Below are 13,522 nucleotides of genomic sequence, written 5' to 3'. Positions count from 1 at the left end.
TCAGGCGTTGGACCAGCCTCCGTCGATGACATGGCATTGCCCGGTCACGAAAGCCGCCGCATCGCTGGCCAGCCACAGGACGACCGCCGCCACTTCCTCCGGCTTGCCCAATCGCCCAACTGGCTGCCGCGCTGAAAACCGGGCAAGCGCCGCGTCGAAATCACCCGTCACGCGCAGCCGCTCCTCCAGCGAGGGCGAACGGACCGTGCCTGGACAAACCGCATTGCAGCGAATGCCCTCGGCAACATGGTCCACGGCGATGGCTTTGGTCAGGCCGACGACGGCGGCCTTCGTCGTGTTGTAAACGAAGCGATCGGGCACGCCGATGATCGCGCCGGCGACCGAGGCGATATTGACGATCGAACCACCCCCCGCACCGATCATGCCAGGCAGGACGGCGCGGATCACCTGGACCATCGCCGCCACGTTGATCGCATAGGCTTCGTCAAGATCGGCCTCGGTACTGTCAAGCAGCGTGCCGCCATGAACCTTGCCGACGCAATTGACCAGAATGTCCCAGGCCGCACCCTCCTGCGCGAAAAGCGCGGCGATTGATTCAGGGTCGGTCACATCGACAAGGCGGGTGCGGCATCCCGCCAGCGCCGCCAATGTTTCGGCATTGCGGTCGATCGCCAGGACATCCGCGCCCTGCGTTGCCAGCAATTCGGCGCAGGCTTTGCCGATCCCCTGCCCGGCGCCCGTCACCAGCGCCCTCTTGCCAGTGAGGCCGAAGGGACTGGGGGTCATGTTCGACTCCTGTTCGGCAGGCAGGCCGGACCTGCCGCCTCGAACTGCTTGTAGGTCAGGATGAATTCCTGGTGGCCGAGTTCTTCTGAAAGGCTTTGCCTGCCTCCTGCGACATCGACCACAGCGTCGTAGATCTCGTCGGCGACCTGATCCAGATCGGCCGCACCCGCCAGGATGCGCCCTGCGTCCACATCCATGTCGCTCGACATGCGGGCATAGGTTTCGGGGTTGGCGCAGATCTTGATGACCGGACTGATCGCCGATCCGACCACGGAACCGCGCCCGGTGGTGAACAGGACCAGATGGCAACCGCAGGCAATCAGTTCGACGATTTCGGCATTGTCCGAAATATTGGGAAAGCCGAAACGGACTTCGCCATCAGGCACCACGTCCAGCAGGTAAAGCCCAGGTCCGGAAGGATGGTCGCCGGGTTTGAGCAAGCCCGAAATCGGGCTGTTTCCGGATTTAGAATAGGCTCCGAGCGACTTTTCCTCCTGCGTCGTCAGCCCGCCTTCGGCGTTGCCGGGCGAAAAGCTGCCATAACCAAGGACGGTATAATAGCGCTCGGCCTTTTCCACTACCTGTTCGATCAAGACGCCAAGTTCGGGCGTGATCGCTCGTTCGGCCATGATCTGCTCGCAACCGATGAGTTCACCGGTTTCCTCGAAGATGCAGGTTCCCTGTTCCGCGATCAGCCGGTCGAAGGTTCGACCAACGGCCGGATTGGCGGTGATGCCACTGGTCCCGTCGGACCCGCCGCAAATCGTCCCGACGACGAGGTCGGCAATCCCCATTTGCACCCGTGGCGTGCTTTCGGCGCTGACGGCGAGCAGTTCGCGTGCCTTGGCCACGCCGGCCTCGATCGTCTTGCGCGTGCCGCCCTGCTGCTGGATGACCAGCGTCTCCACCGGGCGGCCGGATCGGGCAATCCGTTCCGCCAACCCTTCGCGGTCGAACCCCTCGCAGCCCAGCGAGAGCAACAAGACCCCGCCCACATTGGGATGGGTCGCCAGTCGGGTCATCATCGTATCGGCATAGGCATTGGGGAAGCAGCCGGGAAAACCGATCAGCTGGACATTATCGTCCGCCACCTCCGTCACGATCCGGCGCGCGACATGATGCGCGCACTCGACCAGATAAGCGACCAGCACGACGTTGCGAATGCCTTTGCGCCCGTCGGGCCGAAGATAGCCATTCCAAAGGACAGGAGCATCGTTCATGTCGGATCTCCGTCCCGCAGCACGTCGCGTTCGTGCGACGGAATATAGTCGCTGCGCAGGTTGTGCCGGTGCACATGTTCTCCTCTTGCTGCAGGGCTGGTCATGGTGCCGATCGGGATGCCATAGCGCATCACCTTGTCGCCGCTCGCCAAATCGCGGCGCGCCAGCTTGTGCCCCAGGCCGACCGCGCCTGCCGCGATCACTGGTGCCCCATCGATTTCCACCTGCTCCCCTGCATCGATGGGAGCGACGCAGATAACCACATTGTCGGCGGGGTGCAGGGCAATGACCCGGACGCGATCAGTCATAAGAAAATCCATAGAAGCGTGCCGCGTTGCCGCCGAACACGGCGGCGCGTTCGCCAGGGTCGAGATCATCGAACAGGGCCAGGGCCTGGTCGAGCCAGTCCCGATATCCCCCGGCCAGATTCAATACCGGCCAGTCGCTGCCCCACATCAGCCGCTGCGTACCGAAGGCGGCGCGAACCGCCTCGACATAAGGGGCAATCGTCGCCGCCGACCAATCATCGCCTGCCTCGGTCCACAGGCCCGAAACCTTGCAATAGACGTTCGGTTGCGCCGCCAGCCGCGCGATGGAATTCCGCCATGCAGCGCTGTCGCCGGAAGCGATGGCCGGTTTGCCGCAATGATCGAGCACGATAAGCAAATCGGGATGCTGCGCGGCGAGCGCGACAATATCGTCGATCTGGTGCTGAAGCACCAGCGCATCGAAGCGCAGCCCGGCGACGGCCATCGCCTCCAGCAAGGGGCCGAACGCCGACTGTAATATCCAGCCCGGTTCAGGCTCGCCCTGGATCATCGGGCGCAATCCCTTGAGCAGGGGACGGCGAACCAGCGCGGATAGCTGTTCCAGTGCATCCGTCGCGGCAAAGTCGATCCAGCCGACCACCGCTTTGACATGGGCGGCCCGCTCGGCAAGTTTCAGGATGAAGCGGGTTTCCTCGACCGCCGGAGCCGCCTGGACGAGAACGGTTCCGGTCACGCCGGCATCAGCCAGCAGCGGCGCGAGGTCGGCAGGAAGGAAATCCCGGTGGATCAACGCCAGGTCGGGGGTTGGCCAGTCAGTGAACGGATTGGCCAACTGCCAGAAGTGCTGATGCGCATCGATCATCCGCGTCAGCCTTGCAACTCTTGGACCACCGGGACCGGCGCGTTGTCCGGAATAACTCCTTCATCCTTCAGCGCCGTCCAGAAAGATGACGGGATCGGGGTGCTCGCGAGGGCCAGCGTGCGGTCGACCAGATCGGCTCTGCCAAGCCCGACCAGAACCGACGCGATAACAGGATGCGCGCGGGTGAATTGCAGCGCCGCGGCGGCCAGGGGCACTCCGGCCTCATAGCAGAGCGCCTCGATCCGGCCGACCCGCGCGATTATCTCGGGCGGCGCAGGCGCATAGTCGAAATAGACGGGTTGGCCCGAGCGCGTTCCAGTCGCCAGAATACCGCTGTTGTAGACGCCGCCGGCCACGATCCGCGCCCCATGGGCTGCGACACGATCGAAAAATCCGTTCAGCGGTTCCTGTTCCAGCAAGGTGTAACGCCCGGCCAGCAGGAAGCAATCGAAGCGTCCGACCGCCATGGCCTGGTCGATCACCGCGGTCTCATTGACGCCAAGCCCGATCGCGTCCACCGCCCCGCTGGCGCGCAGTTCGTCCATGGCCCGGTAACCACCCTCCGCGAACTGCGCAAAATGGTGCGAATGCATCGCTCCGTGCGTCAACGATCCCAGATCATGCGCGTAGAGCAGCTCAATGCGATCCAACCCCAGCCGGCGCAGGCTCTCTTCAAACGAGCGCATCACCCCATCATAGCTGTAGTCGAAGTGCACCTTGTTCGGCAGCGGGTCGGCAAATCCGTCGCGCATGGGGTGCAGGCTTTCGCTTGTCGGGTCGAGCAGGCGTCCGACCTTGGTCGAAATGACGAACTGATCGCGCGGCAGATCGCAAAGGGCCACTCTTAGACGCTGCTCCGACAAACCCATGCCGTAATAGGGCGCCGTGTCGAAATACCGAACACCGCTTCGCCACGCACGGTGCACCGCGTGGACCGAGTCAATGTCGCGCACAGCCCGGTAGAGATTGCCGATGACCGCCCCACCAAAGCCGATTGGCGCAAGCCGTGCATTGCCCCACAAATTCTTATCCTTTCCCATGATTCACAACTAGGGAAGGTTTTTGCATATATGCAAGTTGATTTTTAAAATTTGCACTGCTGTGCAGCAATCGCGCTGGATCCCAAGATCGATAGCGACCACGATGTTCGTCACAATGCTCCACTCGGCACCCTTCTCTCCACCCGGCTAATCGCGGCGATCACCCATCCCTGCAATTTGCGATCCCACCAATGGCGAGCCGGGAAATTCTGGCGGCAACGCGAATTGCACATGCTCCTCGGCCGGATTCGCATTATTGTCTGAGTAATCATTGCAGATCGCGAGAAATGTAGCAATGCATCTTTCGGTATCCCGCTGGCATCGCGATGCGAGGACCTCCGCAATCATCCTCCAAAGCATAATTTGTATGAGTTTCTTTTGCAATTGTGAACTATTATTTTTATATGCGCAAAATCCCCGCTCTGACGGTCTTGGAGCGATAGGGCATAAAATCGGGACGCCATCAACCGAACAGGCGGCGTTCCATCATGAGCTAAACCATGGAGAGAGCGTGTGAAACTGCGGCGTCGTGAGCTAGTCGTGTCAGCCCTTGCCTTGGCAACCGCGGGTTGCGGCGGCGGCAGCGAATCAGGATTAGCCCCGCCCCCACCACCGCCGCCGTCGCCACCTCCTCCGCCGCCTCCTCCACCACCCCCTCCGCCCAGCCTCTACCCCAGCTACAATGTGAACCCGATCTCCGCGATCTCGACCGGCATGGGAACCGCCGAAGAGGTTGCCGCAAAGTTCAAGCTCGGGCTGAACATCGGCAACACGCTGGAAGCCACGGGCGGGGAAACCTTCTGGGGCAATCCGATGATCACCCAGGCATTTGTCGACAAGGCCAAGGCATCCGGCTTCGATGCGATCCGCCTGCCCTGCGCGTGGGATCAATATGCAGACCAGGCCACGGCGAAGATCAAGGCGAGCTGGCTCGATCGCGTCAGGGAAGTGGTGCAATATTGCATCAACGCCGACTTGTACGTCATGCTCAACATCCACTGGGACGGCGGCTGGCTCGAAAACAACGTCACGGTTGAAAAGAAGGATGCCGTCAACGCGAAACAAAAGGCGTTCTGGGAGCAGATCGCCACGCATATGCGTGACTTTGACGAGCGGCTGATCTTCGCCAGCGCGAACGAGCCGAACTGCGACACGACCACGCAGATGGACGTTCTATACAGCTATCACCAAAGCTTCATCGACGCGGTCCGCTCCACCGGCGGAAGGAACGCCTATCGCGTGCTGGTACTACAGCTTCCCAACGTCAACATGGACCTGTCCAAGACCTTGTGGACGCATATGCCGACCGACACTGTGAGCGACCGGTTGATGGTGGAACCCCATTTCTACAGTCCTCCCAATTTCTGCATCCTGTCCGAGGACGCGTCATGGGGTCGGATGTTCTATTATTGGGGTAAGGACTTCCATTCGACGATCGAGCCGGATCGCAACGCCACCTGGGGTGAAGAGCCCACTGTCGACGACCATATGGCGCTTGCCAACCAGATGTTCGTAAGCAAGGGCATACAGGTCATGCTGGGCGAATATGGCGCGCCACGGCGCACGACGCCGCTGGATCTGGAAAAGCACCTGGCCTCGCGGGCACATTGGATGAAATATGTGACCCAAAAGGCATTGGAGAACGGCCTTTGTCCCTTCCTGTGGGATACAGGTGACCTCATCAACCGCTGGACGACCGAGATCAAGGACCAGCAAGGTCTCGACGCCCTGCTGGAGGGTGCCGGCAAGAAGTGATCCATCCGGCCTCGTGATCGAAATCATTCCCGGCGGATGGCCTAATTGGCTGTCCGCCTCCTCCCTCTATCGGTCTACGGGAACGCCCCGTTCATTGATGTAAGGCGGGAGCTGCTGAAATCGGGATGGGCGCATATCACGCCTGCCGGTTCAGAGATGACGACCAACCCTGAACCGGCAGGACGCGGCTATGCCATCCCTCAGTCGGTCAGTGCCGCGTTGCCCCAGCTTACCGGGAAATCACCACCGCCGGGCCGGTCAGTCCGGGCAACCAGTTCAATGATGCGATAACCGGCAACCGATGCCTCAATCGATGCTGGAGCTGTTCCCGCAGCCTGCCATGCTGATTGGGACAGGAGCTTTCGGTCACCATAAATTTCAAACCGAACCCGGCGCCCGCCGGCATCACCTGAATCGTCGATCCCTACCTGTGCAACCAGCTTTCGCTTGCCCGGATTGCGCACCTCGATCCGAGAATTGGCCATGATTCCGATACCGTACGGAAATTTGGTGCCGTAAATGCTCAGTTCCTGGCCCAATGGAGCGCGATCGGCGCGAGCGCCGCCCCAACCGGCGTAACGCGGCGGTTCGCCCCCGCCCCGCGTGCCCGTCCACGGCCCCAGCCCGCGATGAATCATGGGATCGAGCTGGCGCGCCGTGACGCCATCGACCGCCGGATAGACATTGCCGGGCAGCTCTGACAGATAAGATCCATTGGGCAGCAAATGCCGGCCCGAGACGCGATAGACCAGCGTCTCGCGGGGGCCCACCGGCAGCTTGGTCTCCCCGACGAACTGCATGGTCTTGCCGCTCCACAGATCGGTCATGCCGATCTGCGCGTCGGAGGCCAGCTTAAGCTGTGCAGCCGTCAGGTCCGCTTCGATCGGGGCGCTGGTCCGATTGAGGAGGGCAACCGCCTTGTCTCCGTTCGCCAGCGTCTTGACGTAGATTTGCAGATCGTTGGAATCATAAGCCAGGACGGCCTGATGCCCGCCAGGATCCTGGTTGAGCGCAATGATCGCGCTGTTGCCCAGGACGGCAAGCTGTTCGGCATTGGCCTTGCGAAGATCGAAGCCGATGATCAGCGGTGCGTTGAGCATGGCCCACATGCTGAAATGGCTGCGCGCTTCGGTCATATGGGCGGCGTCGAACTCGCCGCTGCCGATAAACAGCATGTCGGGATCGTTCCACGACCCAGGGTGCGCATAAAGCTCGCGCCGCGCCGCCGTGTCCATGTTGTGAAGCATCCGGCTCCACTGCGGGGTGATATCCTCGCTCGTTCGCGACAGGTTGCCGACCTTGGCGGCCCAGCTGCGGACGTCCGCCGATCCCCAGATGCATAGCGAGAAGGTATATTGCCCGTCCGGATTGTGTCGGTCCAGCGCCTGCGCAACCTCCTCGAACAACCCGCGGACCGCCTTGACATCGGTGCGCTGGATGGAATCGAAGTCGATCAAGGGTGGAAAGGCGCGATAGGTGCCATTCTTCACCAATGGACTGGAAGCCGGCAGGGCACGGATGCCGCAACCATCGACCTTGATGTAGTCGAAACCCCATTCCTTGAAGAAGATCCCGATGTCCTGATCCACATGGCCGTAAAGCCCGACTTCGCGCTCGGCCACAGACCCCTCCGGGTTCGTGCTCGAACCGTTGCCAAAGACCTGCCCGCAGGTGTTGCGCCCGATATCCGAATAAATCCCCGCCCGAAGTCCCATTGCGTGCAGCCGGTCGGTCAACGGCCTGAAGCTGGTGGAGCCGTCCGGCATCGCCGCCGACGGGAATGTCTTTGTGCGGATTATCACGCGACCTGTCGCCATATCGCGCTTCAACCACCAGCCGTCGTCGATATTGATGCTCTTGAAGCCCTTGGCGGCAAGTCCGCTGTTAACGATGACGTTCGCCGATGCGAGAACCTTTTCCTCGTCAATGTCGCCATGAAAAGCGTTCCAGCTGTTCCAGCCCATCGGTGGGGTTGCAGCCTGACCCTTGGTATTGGCGCTCCATCCGCCGGTTGCGGCAAGATCGTCCGCGAATGCCGGCCCTGCGGCGATCATGGCCAATCCGGCACTGGCCCAATAAAGCGAACGCAGCATTCCTTCACCCCTTTTGATTATCGATCGTCGCGCGACGGAATCCGTTGCCAGAACAATGCCGATGGCTGGCTTCCACCGCGCTGCCCATTCAAGCGCGATCCAAAGACCGCGTTCGATCAAGACATGCTTATTAGTCATACAATATTGAAGAAGGCAAGCGCTCGATGACCATGCACTGGCGCCGGGTTCGGATTTTCCATGGATGCGCTCACCTTAACCGACACAAGGTTTATCCTGTCTTGCCGGAGCGATAATGCGTAAGCCAGATTCACAAGCCGCCCTGGTCAAAGGCGTGATAATTCGCCGAGGAACAATTTTATGTATGAGTAGTTATGTATGACGTCTTTCCATTCCCCTCCTTTTCAGGCTGAAGAATCTCACGTCTATTTTTATATATGTTATTTCATTTTCTTTCATGCAATGAGACGGCGTGATCATCCAGTTTGGAACAAGCCGATTCCTGCAGGCGCATGTCGACCTGTTCGCGCATGAAGCGCGCCTCGCCGGCGCGGACGTGCCCCCCGTTGTCGTGGTCAAGACCACGCGCGACGCTGCCCGCACCAGCCGCGTCACGGCCTTTGGCGACCCGGCCGGTTTCGACGTGATCATACGCGGGCTGATCGACGGTAACCCGGTCGAGGGTACGACGCGGGTGCGCAGTGTGGTTGCGGGCTATGCAGTTGCGACGGATTGGACGAAAATCCGCGACCTTTTCACAACCAAAGCGACACATGTAGTCTCGAACACCGGTGACAGCGGCTATGTCGTGCCGGGCGACGCCGAAACCGCTGCGGCCGCCATGGTGGGCGATGAACCGCCTCGCGGCGGTTTTGCCCTGCTGCTGCTGGCGCTGCTGTACCGCCGCTGGGCCGCTGCGAAGGGGGGCATCACCATCCTGCCTTGCGAACTGGTTCCATCGAATGGCCAGGCGCTGCATCGCTCTGTGGCCGAACTGGCCCGCGCATTGGCTTTGCCTGCCGACTTTCTTCGGTGGCTCGATGCAGATTGCCTTTGGCCCGATACGCTCGTCGACCGCATCGTCAGCGAGCCGCTGGAACCGCTGGGCGCGATTGCCGAACCCTATGCACTATGGGCGATCGGGAGCCGGCCTGGCCTTGCCCTGCCCTTCAGCCATCCCGCAATCGTGATCACCGATGAACTGGAACGGTTCGAACGCCTGAAGTTACACATTCTGAATCTCGGCCATAGCTGGCTTGCCGACCGTTGGGCGCGAGCAGGCGCCCGGCGGGAGATGACGGTTCTCGATGCCATGCACGACCCGGACGAAGCCGCTGCGCTACGCGATGTTTTCAACGACGAAGTGATCCCCGGCTTCGCACGGCACGGAATGGGTGATGAGGCCAGGGACTATGTCGCAACGACGCTTGATCGCTTTTCCAACCCATATCTGGCCCATCGGCTTGCCGATATTCACCAGGGCCACGGCGCAAAGGTCGCGAAACGCATCGGCGGGTTCATCGACTGGATATCGCAAACAGCCGATGGCGATCTTCCCATGCCGCGATTACGAGCCGTAAGAGCCGCGAACATCTGATCCTCCGCAAGCCGAGACTGCAATCAAACCACGCAGCTTGACCGGGGAAAATCGCCGTCAGCCTTCCGGCCAGTAAAGGCGCATGGGATTGTCGACGAGCAGCTTGCGCTGCAACTCTACGGTCGGGGCTATGCGGGGGATCATGTCGACCAGCGCGCCATCGTCGGGAATGGCCTTTTCCATATTGGGATGCGGCCAGTCGGTGCCCCACAGCACCCGATCCTGATAATCCGCCACCAGCGGCGCGACGGAGCGGGCAAAATCGTCCCAGGGCGCACCCTTGGGATCGAGCCGGTCAGGGCAGGTCACCTTGGTCCATATATCATCACGACTGTCGAGCAGGCGGCGGAACGCCTTCATGTCCATGCCGTCCAGGCCCTGGCTGACGTCGGGCCGTCCCATATGATCGATCACGATCAGGGTCGGAATCGCGTCCAGGAAAGGACGCATTTCCTCCAATATGTCCGCTTCGAAATAGACCACCACATGCCAGCCGAGCGACTGGATACGCTTTGCGATTTCCAGGAACTTGTCCTTGGGCGCGTCGTCGACCAGCCGCTTGAGGAAATTGAAGCGCACGCCCCGCATACCGCCTTCGTGCAGTCGTTCGAGTTCGGCGTCGGTGATGGCGGGATCGACCACGGCGACGCCGCGCGCCATGCCGGCCGACCTTGCGATGCCGTTCAGGGTCGCGCTGTTGTCGGTGCCATGGCAGCTTGCCTGTACGATGACGTTGCGCGCGAAACCCAGCCGGTCGCGCAGCGCGAACAGCATGTCCGGGCCGGCATCTTCAGGAAGATATTTGGCCTTGGGACTGAAGGGGAACTGCGCCATCGGGCCGAAGACATGGCAATGCGCGTCGACCGCCCCCGCCGGCGGGATGAAGCTGGGGACAGAGGGGTTTGCGTGCCAGGAAACGATCCGGTTGCTTTCTGGGGCGCTCATGCGAAAACTTCTCCATCCATCAACTTGCGGGCGGTGCGCAGCATGGCCGCGCTGGTGACGGCGCCGCTTTCGTCCAGTTCCATCACGCAGGTGGTTTCGCCGGTTGGATGTTCGACCGACAATATCTTGCGCGGGCCGGAAGGAACGCTTGCAACCTCGGCGGCAGGAGAACCCTCTATCAGGCAGGCCGTGGCAACGCTGACCGCGCCCAACACGCCGATCGAGGCATGGGCGCGATGCGGGATGAAGCTGCGCACCGTGACCGCGCCACCGCTGCGGGGCGTCGCGACCAGCATCATCTTGGGGACCGATTTTTCCCGGACGTCGCCCAGGTTCATCCGTTCGCCCACGGCCAGGCGGATCGCCTCTATCCGTGATTTGAGCGCGGCGTCATTGTCCAGCGTCTCGCGGTCCTCATAGCCGCTGATGCCGACGTCCTGCGCCTTCATCACGACGCAGGGCATGCCGTTGTCGATCAATGTGACGCGCACGCCCTCCACCACATCGAAGGCATTGCCGGTGGGTAGCAGCGCGCCGCAGGATGAGCCGGCCGTGTCGCGAAACTCCAGTGGGACGGGCGCTGCGGAGCCCGGCACGCCGTCGATCCTGGCTGCACCGTCATAGCACGGCTTGCCGCCGGGCGTGCTCACCGTGGCAATGGCGATCTGCCCCGTATTCTCCATGAATATGGCGACGCAGGTTTCATCGTCCGGCGCGTCGACGAGACCGCGCTCGATGGCGAAGGGGCCGACGCCCGCAAGGATGTTGCCGCAATTCTGCGCGTCGCTGACGATGGCCTGGTCCACGAAGACCTGAAGGAAGAGGTAATCGACGTCGACACCCTCCCGCTCCGACTTCTTCACCACCGCAACCTTGCTAGTCAGCGGATCGGCGCCGCCCATGCCGTCGATCTGGCGCGGGTCGGGCGAACCCATGATCCGCAACAGGAAGGCGTCGCGCGCGGCGACGTCGGTGGGCAGGTCTTCGCTCAGGAAATAGCCGCCCTTGGACGTGCCGCCGCGCATCCACATCACGCGGGCGGACCGATGGGGATCAGACATATTTCAGCCCCATTTCTTCCAGGCGCGGCCGCATGTTGTAGATGTCGAGACCCAGTTCCCCGGCCGCCAGCCGCACGCGCTTCGCCTCCTCCGCCGCCTCGCGCGCCTGCGCCTTTTCCAGCACCGCTGCGGCATTCGCGCGCGGCACGATGCAGACGCCGTCATCGTCCGCGATCACGACATCGCCCGGATTGACCAGGGCGTTGGCGCAGACGACGGGCACGTTCACGCTGCCGAGCGTCGCCTTGATCGTGCCCTGGGCGTGTACCGCCTTCGACCAGACGGGGAAGTCCATCTGCTTCAGATCGCGCACGTCGCGCACCCCGGCGTCGATGATCAGCCCGCGGCAACCCCGCGCCAGTGCCGAGGTTGCGAGGAGATCGCCGAAATAGCCGTCGGTGCAGGGGCTGGTGGGCGCGAGGAGGAGGACATCGCCTTCCTTCAACTGCTCGATGGCGACATGGACCATCCAGTTGTCGCCCGGCGGTGCCGAAATGGTGACCGCGCTGCCCGCGATCCGCGCGCCGGGGTAGATGGGGCGCATATAGGGCGCCAGCAGGCCGGTGCGGCCCTGCGCCTCGTGCACGGTGGCGACGCCGCATCGGGCGAGGCCGTCAATGACGGAGAGGTCCGCCCGCTCGATATTCTGGACAACGACGCCGGACATGATCCTGCTCCCCATGCAATGCAATTCGCATTTCCATGAACGAGGCGGTGAATGGGGACAAATCCGATCTATGCGCCGGCCATAAATTTTTGCTAATTATCCACCATGGCTCCTGACCAGTTCAATATCCGTCATCTTGCGGCCATGGCCGCCGTCGTCGAGCGGGGGAGCGTCTCGCTGGGCGCCCGCGCGGTCAATCTGACGCAACCCGCCGTGACCCAGGGCATCGCGAAGCTGGAGGCGCAACTGGGACTGCCGCTGTTCGAACGGCAGCCGGGCGGCATGGCCCCGACCGAGGCGGCGCTGGCGCTGGCGCCGCGCGTGGACGCGGCATTGCGCCTGATCGGCAGCAGCCGGGTCACGGCGGCGCAGATCCGCGCATTCGTGACGCTGGCGCGGGCGGGCAGCTACCCCGCGGCGGCGGCCGAAGCGGGCGTGACCGAACCTTCGCTGCACCGGGCGGTAAGCGATCTGGGCCTGGCCATGGGCTACAGACTGGCGGAGCGGCGGGGTCGAGGGCTGGTGCTGACGCGGCAGGGCGCGGCGCTGGCGCGACGGTTGCGGCTGGCGCTGGCGGAGCTGCGGTCCGGGCTGGAAGACATGGCCGACATAGGCGGGCAGGAAGGCGGGCGGATCATCGTCGGCGCCATGCCGCTGTCGCGCGCGCGCCTTCTCCCCGCCGCGATCGCAAGTTTCCGCGCAAGCTTCCCGCATGTCGACATCAGCGTCCATGAAGGCTCCCATGCGGAGCTTGTCGGGCCGCTGCGCGACGGGGAGATCGACATGATGATCGGCGCGCTGCGCGACCCTTCGATCGGGCAGGATCTGGTGCAAAGGCCGCTGTTCGAGGATCGGCCGATCATCATCGGGCGGGCGGGACATCCGCTGGCAGGCGGGTGGACCCCCGATGACCTGCGCCGTTTTCCCTGGATATTGCCGCCCGAAGGCGCACCGCTGCGGCAATTGTGGCAACGGATGTTCGCCGCGCTGGGCGGAACGTTGCCGGCCGTGCCGATCGAGTGCGGTTCGGTGATGACGATCCGGCAGTTGCTGCTGGGCGGCGATTATCTGACGCTGCTGTCGGTCGACCAGCTCGCGCTGGAACTGGAGGTGGGGATTGTCGCCGGCATCGGTCCGGCACCCGGTTCGGTCAGCCGGACCATCGGCGTCACCATTCGGGCGGGCTGGCGTCCGACGCGCCTGCAGGCCCGTTTCCTGGACGCCGTGGAAACCGAGGCGGGCAACATATATTCGTAAATTCTTATAAGGGGCGCATGGATTCGATTGGCGGACCGCCGGGCTATGCGC

General features: G+C 62.6%; 12 protein-coding genes. 3 read left to right on the top strand and 9 right to left on the bottom strand.

Going from position 1 to position 13,522, the window contains the following annotated elements; all coding sequences use genetic code 11:
* From MRBLMA1_RS01210 to MRBLMA1_RS01190, 5 genes are read right to left on the bottom strand one after another with little or no spacing between them, the layout of a single operon-like run.
* Positions 1–747, bottom strand: coding sequence for an SDR family oxidoreductase (locus MRBLMA1_RS01210; protein WP_363734578.1), 747 nt, complete (start codon positions 745–747; stop codon positions 1–3).
* Positions 744–1,967, bottom strand: a complete 1,224-nt coding sequence (locus MRBLMA1_RS01205; protein ID WP_363734577.1) for a UxaA family hydrolase — start codon at positions 1,965–1,967, stop codon at positions 744–746. Before MRBLMA1_RS01205 ends, MRBLMA1_RS01210 begins: the two co-directional genes overlap by 4 nt.
* The gene (locus tag MRBLMA1_RS01200) at positions 1,964–2,275 is read right to left on the bottom strand and encodes a UxaA family hydrolase (RefSeq protein WP_363734576.1); all 312 of its coding nucleotides are present in this window, start codon (positions 2,273–2,275) and stop codon (positions 1,964–1,966) included. The genes MRBLMA1_RS01205 and MRBLMA1_RS01200 overlap by 4 nt, the downstream gene beginning before the upstream one ends.
* Complete coding sequence (locus MRBLMA1_RS01195; RefSeq protein ID WP_363734575.1) at positions 2,268–3,098, bottom strand: amidohydrolase family protein; 831 nt, start codon at positions 3,096–3,098, stop codon at positions 2,268–2,270. Before MRBLMA1_RS01195 ends, MRBLMA1_RS01200 begins: the two co-directional genes overlap by 8 nt.
* Positions 3,099–3,103: 5 nt before the next feature.
* On the bottom strand, positions 3,104–4,120 hold the full coding sequence (locus MRBLMA1_RS01190) for an aldo/keto reductase (RefSeq protein WP_363734574.1): 1,017 nt from the start codon (positions 4,118–4,120) through the stop codon (positions 3,104–3,106).
* 702 nt (positions 4,121–4,822) lie between these two features.
* Between MRBLMA1_RS01190 and MRBLMA1_RS01185 the strand changes: the two genes are divergently transcribed.
* Complete coding sequence (locus MRBLMA1_RS01185; RefSeq protein WP_363734573.1) at positions 4,823–5,893, top strand: glycoside hydrolase family 5 protein; 1,071 nt, start codon at positions 4,823–4,825, stop codon at positions 5,891–5,893.
* 200 nt (positions 5,894–6,093) lie between these two features.
* On the opposite strand, the gene MRBLMA1_RS01180 is transcribed toward MRBLMA1_RS01185, so the two are convergent.
* Positions 6,094–7,986, bottom strand: a complete 1,893-nt coding sequence (locus MRBLMA1_RS01180; protein ID WP_363734572.1) for an NPCBM/NEW2 domain-containing protein — start codon at positions 7,984–7,986, stop codon at positions 6,094–6,096.
* A gap of 430 nt (positions 7,987–8,416) precedes the next feature.
* Between MRBLMA1_RS01180 and MRBLMA1_RS01175 the strand changes: the two genes are divergently transcribed.
* A complete protein-coding gene (locus MRBLMA1_RS01175) occupies positions 8,417–9,541 on the top strand; it encodes a mannitol dehydrogenase family protein (RefSeq protein ID WP_363734571.1) in 1,125 nt (374 codons plus the stop codon).
* A gap of 57 nt (positions 9,542–9,598) precedes the next feature.
* On the opposite strand, the gene MRBLMA1_RS01170 is transcribed toward MRBLMA1_RS01175, so the two are convergent.
* The 3 genes from MRBLMA1_RS01170 to ligK are packed head-to-tail and all read right to left on the bottom strand — an operon-like array spanning position 9,599 to position 12,214.
* Complete coding sequence (locus MRBLMA1_RS01170) at positions 9,599–10,486, bottom strand: amidohydrolase family protein (RefSeq protein ID WP_363734570.1); 888 nt, start codon at positions 10,484–10,486, stop codon at positions 9,599–9,601.
* A complete protein-coding gene (locus MRBLMA1_RS01165) occupies positions 10,483–11,547 on the bottom strand; it encodes a 4-oxalomesaconate tautomerase (protein ID WP_363734569.1) in 1,065 nt (354 codons plus the stop codon). Before MRBLMA1_RS01165 ends, MRBLMA1_RS01170 begins: the two co-directional genes overlap by 4 nt.
* Positions 11,540–12,214 (bottom strand): 4-carboxy-4-hydroxy-2-oxoadipate aldolase/oxaloacetate decarboxylase, encoded by a 675-nt coding sequence (gene ligK, locus MRBLMA1_RS01160; protein WP_363734568.1) that lies wholly within the window; start codon positions 12,212–12,214, stop codon positions 11,540–11,542. The genes MRBLMA1_RS01165 and ligK overlap by 8 nt, the downstream gene beginning before the upstream one ends.
* A 105-nt stretch (positions 12,215–12,319) precedes the next feature.
* Between ligK and MRBLMA1_RS01155 the strand changes: the two genes are divergently transcribed.
* Positions 12,320–13,471 (top strand): LysR family transcriptional regulator, encoded by a 1,152-nt coding sequence (locus tag MRBLMA1_RS01155; protein ID WP_363734567.1) that lies wholly within the window; start codon positions 12,320–12,322, stop codon positions 13,469–13,471.
* Positions 13,472–13,522: the final 51 nt, after the last annotated feature.

This window comes from Sphingobium sp. LMA1-1-1.1, assembly GCF_040676365.1.
In the GTDB taxonomy this organism is placed as follows: domain Bacteria; phylum Pseudomonadota; class Alphaproteobacteria; order Sphingomonadales; family Sphingomonadaceae; genus Sphingobium.
Note: the sequence above shows the minus strand (reverse complement) of the source record. Positions and strands in the feature narration are given on the sequence as shown.

What these genes read in the sequence shown, in the direction of transcription:
- MRBLMA1_RS01210 (WP_363734578.1), bottom strand. Translation starts at nt 747, where the DNA reads ATGACCCCCAGTCCCTTCGGCCTCACTGGCAAGAGGGCGCTGGTGACG.
- MRBLMA1_RS01205 (WP_363734577.1), bottom strand. Translation starts at nt 1,967, where the DNA reads ATGAACGATGCTCCTGTCCTTTGGAATGGCTATCTTCGGCCCGACGGG.
- MRBLMA1_RS01200 (WP_363734576.1), bottom strand. Translation starts at nt 2,275, where the DNA reads ATGACTGATCGCGTCCGGGTCATTGCCCTGCACCCCGCCGACAATGTG.
- MRBLMA1_RS01195 (WP_363734575.1), bottom strand. Translation starts at nt 3,098, where the DNA reads ATGATCGATGCGCATCAGCACTTCTGGCAGTTGGCCAATCCGTTCACT.
- MRBLMA1_RS01180 (WP_363734572.1), bottom strand. Translation starts at nt 7,986, where the DNA reads ATGCTGCGTTCGCTTTATTGGGCCAGTGCCGGATTGGCCATGATCGCC.
- MRBLMA1_RS01170 (WP_363734570.1), bottom strand. Translation starts at nt 10,486, where the DNA reads ATGAGCGCCCCAGAAAGCAACCGGATCGTTTCCTGGCACGCAAACCCC.
- MRBLMA1_RS01165 (WP_363734569.1), bottom strand. Translation starts at nt 11,547, where the DNA reads ATGTCTGATCCCCATCGGTCCGCCCGCGTGATGTGGATGCGCGGCGGC.
- ligK (WP_363734568.1), bottom strand. Translation starts at nt 12,214, where the DNA reads ATGTCCGGCGTCGTTGTCCAGAATATCGAGCGGGCGGACCTCTCCGTC.
- MRBLMA1_RS01155 (WP_363734567.1), top strand. Translation starts at nt 12,320, where the DNA reads ATGGCTCCTGACCAGTTCAATATCCGTCATCTTGCGGCCATGGCCGCC.